The sequence below is a fragment of the Sphingomonas sp. CCH9-F2 genome, assembly GCF_001556735.1.
In the GTDB taxonomy this organism is placed as follows: domain Bacteria; phylum Pseudomonadota; class Alphaproteobacteria; order Sphingomonadales; family Sphingomonadaceae; genus Sphingomonas; species Sphingomonas ginsenosidimutans.
The window spans coordinates 1-10,187 of the sequence record NZ_LSJO01000162.1 but is presented as its reverse complement, the minus strand read 5'-3'; the positions used below and the strand labels follow the sequence as shown (position 1 = coordinate 10,187).

The window sequence follows — 10,187 nt, the reverse complement described above, 5'->3', positions numbered from 1 at the left end:
ATCGCGGCGGTCAACGGGCTGGCGCTCGCCGGCGGACTGGAACTGGTCCTGTGCTGCGATATCGTGATCGCGGCCGACGACGCTGTCTTCGGTGACGCACACGCGAACTACGGGCTGCTTCCGGGTGGTGGCGGATCGATCCGCCTGCCGCGCAAGATCGGCGCTGCCCGCGCCACTCGGCTCATGATGACCGGCGAGTCCATTTCCGCGCAGGACATGGAGCGCGCGGGGTTGGTCAGCCGCTGCGTGCCAGCGGCGGCGCTGGCGGAGACCGCGCAGGCACTGACCGAGACGCTGGCCGCGAAAAGCCCGCTTGGCCTGGCGCGCATGAAGGAGCTGGCGGCGCTCGCCGTCGACTGCTCGCACGAGGAGGGTTTGCGGCGAGAAATGGAGATCGTCGCCGCCTACGCAGACTCGTATGATCTGCAGGAGGGACTGGCAGCCTTCGCGGCGAAACGGCCGCCGGAGTTCGTAGGGCGATGAGCGAGGTCTTCATCGCCGGCGTCGGCATGACGTCGTTCGGTCGGCAATTGGACCGGAGCTTGAAGGCGCTGTCGGCCGACGCTTGCGCACAGGCGTTCGCCGATGCGGGATGCGGGCCGGCGAACATCGAGGCGGTATTCTTCGGCAATTGTGTCCAGGGCCATATGGAAGGCCAGGACATGATCCGCGGCGAGATCATCGCCCGCGCCATCGGTATCCACGGCGTCCCCGTCGTGAATGTCGAGAATGCCTGCGCGACAGCCTCGACTGCGCTGCACATGGCAAACGCCTATGTCCGCTCGGGCGCGGCGGACATCGTGCTGGCGATCGGCGCCGAGAAGATGTGCTCACCCGACAAGGCGCTGATGTTCAGCGCTTTCGACGGGGCTTGGGACGTGCATGAAACCGCGCGGAACCGCGATATTCTGTTGGCGATGGGTCAGGGCGTCGCGGTGCCGGATGGCTCGGTGTCTGCCCAGCCTTACAGCGTCTTCATGGACATCTATGCCGCGATGTCGCGCGCGCACATGAAGACCTACGGCTCGACACAGGCACAGATTGCTGCCGTATCCGCCAAGAACCATGGCCATTCGGTCGGAAATCCGCTGGCACAATATCGCACCCCCTTTACCGTAGAGGCGGTGCTGGCGGCGGCACCGATCGTGTATCCGCTGACGCTGCCGATGTGTTCGCCGATAAGCGACGGCGCAAGCGCAGCCGTCATCTGCAATGCAGCGGGCTTGCGCAAACTTGCCGTGTCGCCCGGCCGCGCAATCCGGATCCTCGCATCGGTGTTGCAGACCAGTTCCGAACGCGACGCGTGCGACTACGATCGGCACGTCACCCGGTTGGCGGCGGCCCGTGCCTATGCAGCGGCTGGCGTCGATCCGACCGACGTCGACGTCGCCGAGGTTCACGATGCGACTGCGATGGGAGAGATCATCGAAATCGAGGCGCTGGGCCTGGTACCGCCGGGCGAAGGTGGCATCGCCGCTGAGCGCGGCGAAACCGTCCTTGGTGGTCGCCTGCCGGTGAACCCGTCCGGCGGGCTCGAAAGCAGGGGTCATCCGATCGGCGCAACAGGTCTTGCCCAGATCTACGAATTGGTCGGGCAACTGCGCGGCGAAGCAGACGCGCGGCAGGTCGACGGCGCCCGTGTCGCGATCGCGCAGAACGGCGGCGGAGTGGTGGGCGTGGAGGAGGCTGTCGTCGCAGTCACCATCCTCGGTCGATAGGGAGCAGAGGGCATGGAATTCCAACCAGACGAAGAGCAGCGGATGGCGGTCGAAAGCGTCCGCCGTTTCCTCGACGACAAACTGGAACCTGAAATCCGCGGCCATGGCCCGGGCTTCATCCCTCGTCAGCTCATGCAGCGTTGGACCAGTGAGCTGACACAGTTCGGTCACATCACGGCACCGCATGCTGAGCAGTGGGGCGGGCTCGACATGGGCTGGCTGACGCATCTGATGGTCTTCGAAGAGATCGTCTATTCGTCGCTCGACGTTGCCATTCCGGGGTTCATCAACGCGGTGGGTATCGAGCTCATCAGGCGCAACGCGTCGTCGGATTTGCAGGATCGCTACTTGCCGGGCCTCGTCGCAGGTGAGCTCTTCGTATCGATCGGAATCTCGGAACCCGATGTCGGTTCCGATGTGGCGGCGGTGAAAACGCGGGCGGTGCGCGACGGCGACCATTGGATCATCAACGGCGAGAAGACGTGGATCACCAACGGGGCCTATTCGGACATACTGATCTGCACCTGTCGCACGGGCGATGACGAAATCAGCCACATCCTGATCGATCGCGCGGAAAGCCCGTACGAGGTACGCGACATCGAGAAGATGGCCTTGAACGGCCAGTCTACAGCGCAGATTTTTCTCACCGACTGCCGGGTGCCCGCGGGCAACACGCTGGGTCAGCCCGGGGACGGCTTGCGCAACACGCTGAAGGTGTTCGAGATCGCGCGTTGCCACATGGCGATGTGGAGCATCGGCATTGCCCGGCGCGCGCTGGACGAGGCGATCGCTTATGCAAAGGAGCGCACGCAGCATGGTCGGAAGATCGCCGGCCACCAGCTCATCGCCGACAAGCTGGCGACCATGGCGACGCAGATCGATGCCGCACGGCTGCTGACGCACCGGGCGATAGCGCTCGTCGATGCCGGCATTCGCGCCGAAACCGAATGCGCGATGGCCAAATGGTTCGCGACCGAGATGGCCATCGGCGTCACCCGCGACGCTCTGCAGATCCACGGGGGCAACGGCGTGACGAGGGACTTCATCGTCGAGCGACTGGCACGCGAAGCGATCATCTGTCCGATCCCGGATGGAACGACGGAAATCCAGAAGCTCATTATCGCGCGCGCGTTGACGGGCATCGGGGCGTTTCGCTGACGGAGGGTACGATGATGATCGACACTTTGCGTTACGACGGCCGGGTCGTGATCGTCACCGGCGCCGGTGGCGGGCTGGGTCGTCAGCACGCGCTGCTGTTCGGTGCGCGCGGCGCTCGCGTCGTGGTGAACGACCTTGGCGGTGGGCGCATGGGCGACGGCAGCTCGTCGACCGCCGCCGACCGGGTGGTCGAGGAGATTCGCCGCGGCGGTGGCGAGGCGGTCGCGAACTACGATTCCGTAACGGACGGCGCGCGGATCGTCACGACCGCGCTCGATGCGTTCGGCACGGTCGATGTGGTTGTGAACAACGCCGGCATCTTGCGCGACGTCAGCTTCGGTAAGATGACCGATGAGGATTGGACGCTGCTGCACGACGTGCACTTGAACGGGTCGCGCGCTGTCACGCAGGCGGCGTGGCCGGTGATGCGCGACAAGGGTTATGGCCGCGTCGTGATGACGACGTCCGCCGCCGCCATCTACGGCAATTTCGGGCAAGCCAACTACGCTGCGGCAAAACTCGGCATTCTCGGTCTCGCCAATGCGCTGGCGGAGGAGGGCCGCACCAAGAATATTCGGGTCAACACGATCGCTCCGATCGCAGCGTCGCGGATGACGGAAACGGTGTTCCCGCAAGATTTGCTCACGCGGCTGCGACCGGAGGCGATCAGCCCATTGGTAGGCTGGCTGGCTCACGAGGATTGCAGCGAAACCAAAGGCCTTTTCGAGGTGGGCGCCGGCTATGTCTCGAAACTGCGATGGCAGCGCTCACGGGGCCATCGCTTTGGCGACATGGCGGATTTCACGCCTGACGACATCGCGCGTCACTGGTGCGAGATAAGCGATTTCACGCATGCCGAATACCCGACGACGATCAACGACAGCCTTGCCGCGGTCCAACCCCCGGCAGGAGCCGGCGACTTATGACACGATGGAATAGATTGCCCGCATATTGAATTGGACGACCGCGTCCGACCACGCGACTCCGTTGGTCGATAATCATAAATTCTTGGGAGAGATGGGGCCATGAAACATTGCCTGTTCGCGTCCGTCGCCTTGGTTTGGGCTGGATCGGCATTTGCACAATCGGCACCGGTGGCGTCGCCGACGCCGGAGCCCCAACCCTCTGGCCAGACCGAAGCCGCGAGGCCGACGGCGACGGAGGCGCTTTCCGAAGAGATCGTCGTGACGGCCACCAAGCGGGGCTACGCAGAGAGCGTGCAGAACGTCGCCATCGCGATGACCGCATTCGGGGAAGCTCAGCTCGACGCGAAGTTCGTGCAGAACCTCCAGAGCCTGAGTTATGATGTACCCAACGTGCAGCTCGACGGCGTTGGCACTGCGCCTGGTTACGCCAACTTCACGATCCGCGGCCTAGGTATCAACAGCACCATCCCTTCGATCGACCCTACGGTCGGCGTCTTCGTCGACGGCATGTATCTGGGGATCAATGCGGGCGTCGTCCTCGACAATTTCGACCTTGAGGGGGTTGAGGTGCTGCGCGGACCGCAAGGATTGCTGTTCGGCCGTAACGTGACAGGCGGCGCGGTGGTGATGCGCACGACCCTTCCCCGCTTCACCTTTGGGGCCAATGCCAAGGTTTCCGTCGAAACGGGGCTCAAGAAGACCGTCAGTGGGATGGTGACGGGACCGCTGATCGATGACGTCCTGGCTGCCAAGCTGGCGGTATACTACAGCGACGACGACGGCTGGTTCCGAAACCGCTTTGACGGCAGGAGTTTCGGCAAGTCACGCGACCTGATCATCCGCCCGGCGCTCTCCTTCAAAGGCGGCGACGATTTCCGCATGGATATTCGCTTCGAGCATGGCGATGTCGATGGCGACGGCGCCCCGGTTCAAAGCCACGCCGTATTCCCACGCAACACCTTTGGTCTGTCGATTGACTTCCCGGGCTTCTACAAGGCGGTCTGGAACCAGGCGCTCGTCGAAACGAATGTCGATATCGGCCTGGGCGACGGCGTCATCACGAATATCTCGGGCTATCGTCAGTTTCGGTCGCGGACGGCGACCGATATCGATGGGACGCCGCAATCGTTCTTCAACGGCTTCTTCAATATTGCGCAGAAGCAATTGAGCAACGAGCTGCGTTATGCCGGGACATTCGGTGCGGTCGAGGTTACTACCGGCCTATACTACTTTACCCAGGATCTGAGGTATGCCGAGCGTCGCAATCTGCTGAACAATACCCGCATCGTTTCGGGTGGGGGGACCCAAGACCAGACCACATGGGGCATCTTTGCCTCTGCCGACTGGCATTTTACCGACACATTGACGGTCAATCTGGGGGGGCGTTACAGCTGGGAACGCAAGTTCGTGCGCGTGGGCACCTTGCGGGCGGACGGGTGCAATCTGGCCGCGCTCATCTGCAATACCAACTTCGTCGATTCCGATGACTGGAAAAGCTTTACGCCGAAAATCGGACTACAGTGGAAGCCGGATGACCGGACTCAGGTTTACGGCCTCTACACACGCGGTTTCCGCAGCGGCGGATACAATTTGCGCAATACCGACCCGGGCGTCCCGCCGGGGCCGTTCGATCAGGAGGTGCAGGACAGTTTCGAGATCGGGGCAAAGAAGCAGTTCGGCCGTAGCCGGCTGAACCTTGCCGCATTCCATAACCAGCTGGACAATCTGCAGCGGGAAATCATCGTTCCTGGTCCGCTCGGCGTCAGTCAGGTCATTCGTAACACGGCTGACGCGAAGATCCAGGGCGTGGAGGCGGAGGGTCAATTCTTCGTATTCCCCAATCTCGTGCTGTCTGGACAGGTGGGCTACGTCCACGGTCAGTACAGCAACGTCCGTTTCGACATCAGCGGCGACGGGATCATCAACGACGTCGACCGCAATCTGAAGCTGCCGCGGCTTTCGCCTTGGACCTATGGCGCGGGCATCACATACGATCAGCGACTGGGCTCGGTCGGCACCGCGACCGCACGCGTCGATTTTACGCACCGTGATAGTGCCCGCTTCACCGACAACAATATCGGTTTCCTGCCCGCGGCGGACATGCTCGACGCTAGCCTGACCTACACGACGACCGATCGCGTGTGGCGCGTCTCGATCTATGGCCGCAATTTGCTGAACGAGGTCACTTATGGCGGCGACACCCCACTCTCTACGGCGTTCGGCGGTGTCGGCGCCAGCCTGTCGCCACTCAACAAAGGACGCGTGATCGGCGGAGAGGTGGCACTCAGCTTCTAGGCATCCACGCTTGGCGCACGCGCGCGATCAGGTCCTTGCCTGCGGGCTTGATCGGCCATCGCGCGCGTGCGGCGTATGACAACACCAGCGGGTCGAGCAAGCCCGTGTCGAGCAATGGTACGAACGCATCGCGAAACCAGCGGCTTGCTGTGAAAGCCCTTGCCACCAGCCCGATGGTATCGGTCGCGGCGACGATCTGACGAACCAGCGGGAAGTGGTCGGTCAGGTGGATGCGATCTTCCGGGCGTTGCCCGTCCTGCTCATACAGCTGCTGGATGATCGGGGTGTAGGGTTCGGAAGAGGACGGAACGACAAAATCGAACCGCGCCAGCGACTGCTTGTCGACGGGATGGCGCGTTAGGATCGGGTGGTCCTTGCGTACGAACGGCAGGATTTCCACCGTCGCGATGCGATCGCTCTTGAACTGTGGCCAGCCGGCGAAGGCTGCCTCTAACCCGAACGCAACATCAATATCTCCGCGAGAGAGCAGTTGCACCGCACGCTCACTATTTCCCGAAACCGTTTCGATCCGGACGCTGGCACGCCGCTTCAGAAGCCCGATCGCCGGCCCCATGATCAACCAATCGATCGAGCCCGGAAACAGCCCGATGCGAAGCAACCCCGCAAACGGATCGGTGTTGCGGTCTCGCTCTCCCAGCAGATCGAGCGCATCCGCGAGCAGCCGTGCGGCCCGATCGATGAAGTCGCGGCCCTCCGGCGTCATTGCGACGCCGCGCGATGTCCGGTTGAAGATCGCGAAACCGACCTGTTGTTCGAGGTCGGCGACACTCTTCGTGACCGCCGATTGGGTCACGCCGACAGCCTTGGCCGCGCCGGAGAACGAGCCGACTCGCGCGACCGCAACGGCATATCTCAGTCGGGGATCGAGCACGGATAAACCTTTGCCTTTTCACTTGTCGTCCGCAACACCCCAAGTGGCCTTGTCAAAGCAACTAGACTTGCTTCGTTTAAGTGAAGAGGCATTCGCTCAGCGTGACGCGGTTCGTTCGAACCGCGCGGGACTGGTGTAATCGAGTGCGGAGTGGCGCCTGACGAGGTTGTAGAAGCCGTCGATATAGCGGGCAATGGCGCGCTTGGCTTGGACGCGGGTGTAGAAGACGGTGCGCCAGACAAGCTCGGATTTGATGGTCTTGAAGAACGTCTCGACTATCGCGTTATCGTAGCAATTTCCTTTGCCGGACATGGAGATGCGGATGCCGTGGCGACGCAGTCCGGCCTGGAAGTCCACGAAAGAATATTCGCTGCCGCGGTCCGAACGGTGAATGAGCCCTCTGGGCGGAGGCCGCATGACGATGGCCTTGCGTTGACGTCCTCCCTGTTTTTTCATCCGGTTTGAGTGAGAGTTTTCCGGCCCTTTTAAGCCCGCGTGCAAGGAGCCGGGACATGAAGAAGTCGAGGTACACGGAAGAGCAGATTGCGTTTGCGCTGAAGCAGGCGGAAATGGGCACGCCGGTGGCCGAGGTCATCCGCCGGATGGGCGTGTCGGAGCAGACGTTTTACCGCTGGAAGAAGGTGTATGGCGGACTGGGCGGCGGCGAGCTGCGGCGGGTCAAGCAGCTTGAGGACGAGTATCGCAAGCTCAAGCAGCTCGTCGCGGATCTGAGCCTGGATAAGCACATCCTGCAGGACGTGCTCGCAAAAAAGCTCTGACGCCTGGGCGACGGCGCGAGATCGTCGCGCAGGTCCAGGCGTCCCACGGCGTCAGCGAGCGGCGTAGCTGCCTCGCGCCCGGCGTCGACCGCTCGTCGGTGCGGTACGTGTCGCATAAGCCTGACCAGGCGCCGCTGCGGCTGCGCATCCGTGACCTGGCGGCGGCACGGGTGCGCTACGGCTATTTCCGGATCTACATCCTGCTGCGCAGGGAAGGCTGGCTGGTGAACCACAAGCGCGTCTATCGGCTCTACCGGGAAGATGGGTTAAGCCTCCGGCTCAGACGTCCTCGTCGCAACGTCAGCGCTGCAAATCGCGAACGCCAGCCCGCGGCGTCGGCGCCTAACGAGATGTGGTCGATGGACTTTGTCTCGGACGCCTTGTTCGACGGCCGACGGTTGCGGGCGCTGACGGTTGTCGACGCTTTCACCCGTGAGGCGCTTGCGATCGATGTCGACCAGGGCATCAGGGGTGAGCAGGTCGTGGCGGTCATGACGTGGATCTCGGCGATACGCGGCGCGCCCAAGACCATTCGGGTGGACACTGGGCCGGAGTTCATCTCGAAGGCGCTCGATCGCTGGGCGTATGAGAACGGCGTCACGCTGGACTTCTCGCGGCCGGGCAAACCGACCGACAACGCCTTTGTCGAGAGCTTCAACGGCCGGCTGCGGGACAAGTGCTTGAACAGCCACTGGTTCCTGTCGCTGGCAGACGCCCGAGCCAAGATCGAGGCTTGGCGACGGGACTATAACGAGAGCCGTCCTCACACGGCGCTTGGCTGACTGACGCCAGCAGAATATGCTCTATCCGCCGGGGTTACCCCGGCGGATGCAGGCCGGAAGCTCGCATCATGCCCGGATAAAAAACCGGGGGACCGTCAATCTTACCTTTGTGCCACTGCCATGGCCGTGGAAATGGTCGGACACCAAGACGCTGTGGCTGACCGGGCTCGCTCTCGCGGCATTCCTGCCTTCATCGCGCACTGGCTCGCGGGACTTCGCCGGGCCGCCGTCTGTACCGCCATTACCGCCATCGGTATTGCCCCTGCGCCGCTCCCGGTCGGATGGACGACGTTCGCGATCTTCGGCGCCGCAAAGATGACGCGTCCACCCTGCGCGTCATGCCTCTCGGATCGGCGCGAAGCTTCGGGGGGCAACGCTTTGCGTCGTAGCCCGCGTTGCGCAGACGATGGCTACTATGGCGACTATGATCGAACGGGCGATCACGGCAGCTTCGCTTTCATCGTCGCCAGCGCCTCCGCCCACCCGGCAAGTGCACGCGAGACCAGGCGGCCATGAGCAGAGTCGGGATTGGCGGCATAGTCATTCGCCCAGGTGCCGCTCGCCGCGTTCGAAAATCCAAGCGTCGACAGCTTGTTCTCGACCACGGAACGCGTACGCATTTTGTCGGCTTCGGCCCTGCTCATGACGGCAGGGTTTGGATCGAGGCGGAAGTCGCCGTTGCCCAGCGCCTTGCCGGGTCGGCAATTCACAAGCTGCGCCGCCCGACCGTTCCGCGTCATCCGCGGCACGCAGGATCCTCCCTGCGCACAGAAGGATACGCCGTTCGCATCGCGCCGCATGATTGTCGCGGGCAGCAGCCTGCCTGCCGACCAGCGATGGCCCATGTCGTCCGTTACCGGCCGCAAGATGCGGATCCGGCATTCCCGGACGGGTTTCGCCGCGGCCGGCAGGGCCATGCCGACAGACAGGATGAGGATCATGGAACGTATCATCAGTGCCTCCAGGACAGTTTCGGGTCGGATCGACGAGCCCTTCAGGGCGCTGCGGGATGCAGCAGGTCTTCGACGCCCATGCGGGCGAAGAAGGCGCGTTGAAGTTCGGCGGTGACGCCGTTGATGCGCGTGACGTCGCGGCCTTGCGGATCGATGTCGACACGGCGCGGGCGTGTGCCGGGCATCATCGCGACGATGTCACGGATAGCCTCGGCGACCTCCTGTGCATCGTGGCGACGATCGGGCAGGTTAGTCCTGTCGAGCCGCTCGGCGAGTTGATCCGACAGGCCCGCCAGTCGATCGTATTGTGCCACGATCCCGACGTCGGCCGGGCCGACCGCGTGTTTGAAATGATCGGTGCCGGACGTGTAGGCCCCGGGCTGAACGATCACGGTCTCGATGCCATAGCGCGCGGTCTCGAACGCCATCACCTCGGCCAGCACGTCTCCGGCCGCCTTCGATGCAGCATAGGGGCCGGTGAAGGGGTCCGGCAGGCGATTGATCCCGCTGCCGGTATAGATCAGCAGGCCTCGTCCCGCTCGCCGCATGGCCGGGAGCACCGCGCGGTTCACCCGCACCCAGCTGATGGCGTTCAGGTCGATGACCTCCGCGATCTGCTCGGGCCGGAACTGTGGATCGGCGTGGAAAAGGGACCCCGGTAGCGGGGTGATCGGCGTCGAAAAG

General features: G+C 63.3%; 9 protein-coding genes and 1 pseudogene. 6 read left to right on the top strand and 4 right to left on the bottom strand.

Going from position 1 to position 10,187, the window contains the following annotated elements; all coding sequences use genetic code 11:
* The 5 genes from AX685_RS04655 to AX685_RS04635 form a co-directional block, all read left to right on the top strand.
* The coding region (locus tag AX685_RS04655) for an enoyl-CoA hydratase/isomerase family protein (RefSeq protein WP_197418481.1) at positions 1-483 on the top strand (483 nt) is incomplete at its 5' end.
* Positions 480-1,718 (top strand): thiolase family protein, encoded by a 1,239-nt coding sequence (locus AX685_RS04650; RefSeq protein ID WP_017980756.1) that lies wholly within the window; start codon positions 480-482, stop codon positions 1,716-1,718. The genes AX685_RS04655 and AX685_RS04650, both read left to right, overlap by 4 nt.
* 12 nt (positions 1,719-1,730) lie before the next feature.
* Complete coding sequence (locus tag AX685_RS04645; RefSeq protein WP_017980757.1) at positions 1,731-2,876, top strand: acyl-CoA dehydrogenase family protein; 1,146 nt, start codon at positions 1,731-1,733, stop codon at positions 2,874-2,876.
* 11 nt (positions 2,877-2,887) lie between these two features.
* Positions 2,888-3,802 (top strand): SDR family oxidoreductase, encoded by a 915-nt coding sequence (locus AX685_RS04640; RefSeq protein WP_017980758.1) that lies wholly within the window; start codon positions 2,888-2,890, stop codon positions 3,800-3,802.
* A gap of 99 nt (positions 3,803-3,901) precedes the next feature.
* Positions 3,902-6,097 (top strand): TonB-dependent receptor, encoded by a 2,196-nt coding sequence (locus tag AX685_RS04635; protein WP_020486663.1) that lies wholly within the window; start codon positions 3,902-3,904, stop codon positions 6,095-6,097.
* Here AX685_RS04635 and AX685_RS04630 read toward each other — a convergent pair.
* On the bottom strand, positions 6,087-6,989 hold the full coding sequence (locus AX685_RS04630; RefSeq protein WP_017980760.1) for a LysR family transcriptional regulator: 903 nt from the start codon (positions 6,987-6,989) through the stop codon (positions 6,087-6,089). The two genes, AX685_RS04635 and AX685_RS04630, sit on opposite strands and share 11 nt — an antisense overlap.
* Positions 6,990-7,085: 96 nt before the next feature.
* Positions 7,086-7,421: pseudogene (locus AX685_RS04625) on the bottom strand (integrase core domain-containing protein); the annotation flags it as partial.
* Positions 7,422-7,501: 80 nt separating this feature from the next.
* Between AX685_RS04625 and AX685_RS04615 the strand changes: the two are divergent.
* A protein-coding gene (locus AX685_RS04615; RefSeq protein WP_156002746.1) for an IS3 family transposase occupies positions 7,502-8,550 on the top strand; the annotation gives its coding sequence in 2 pieces (ribosomal slippage) (positions 7,502-7,754 and positions 7,754-8,550; 1,050 coding nt in all).
* 440 nt (positions 8,551-8,990) lie between these two features.
* On the opposite strand, the gene AX685_RS04610 is transcribed toward AX685_RS04615, so the two are convergent.
* Both AX685_RS04610 and AX685_RS04605 read right to left on the bottom strand, forming a co-directional pair.
* Positions 8,991-9,491, bottom strand: coding sequence for a hypothetical protein (locus AX685_RS04610; RefSeq protein ID WP_017980764.1), 501 nt, complete (start codon positions 9,489-9,491; stop codon positions 8,991-8,993).
* 53 nt (positions 9,492-9,544) lie between these two features.
* Positions 9,545-10,187: SDR family NAD(P)-dependent oxidoreductase (locus AX685_RS04605; RefSeq protein ID WP_156445670.1), on the bottom strand; the 643-nt coding region annotated here is incomplete at its 5' end.

Coding starts and splice junctions, on each gene's coding strand:
- AX685_RS04650 (WP_017980756.1), top strand. CDS start 480: ATGAGCGAGGTCTTCATCGCCGGCGTCGGCATGACGTCGTTCGGTCGG.
- AX685_RS04645 (WP_017980757.1), top strand. CDS start 1,731: ATGGAATTCCAACCAGACGAAGAGCAGCGGATGGCGGTCGAAAGCGTC.
- AX685_RS04640 (WP_017980758.1), top strand. CDS start 2,888: ATGATGATCGACACTTTGCGTTACGACGGCCGGGTCGTGATCGTCACC.
- AX685_RS04635 (WP_020486663.1), top strand. CDS start 3,902: ATGAAACATTGCCTGTTCGCGTCCGTCGCCTTGGTTTGGGCTGGATCG.
- AX685_RS04610 (WP_017980764.1), bottom strand. CDS start 9,491: ATGATCCTCATCCTGTCTGTCGGCATGGCCCTGCCGGCCGCGGCGAAA.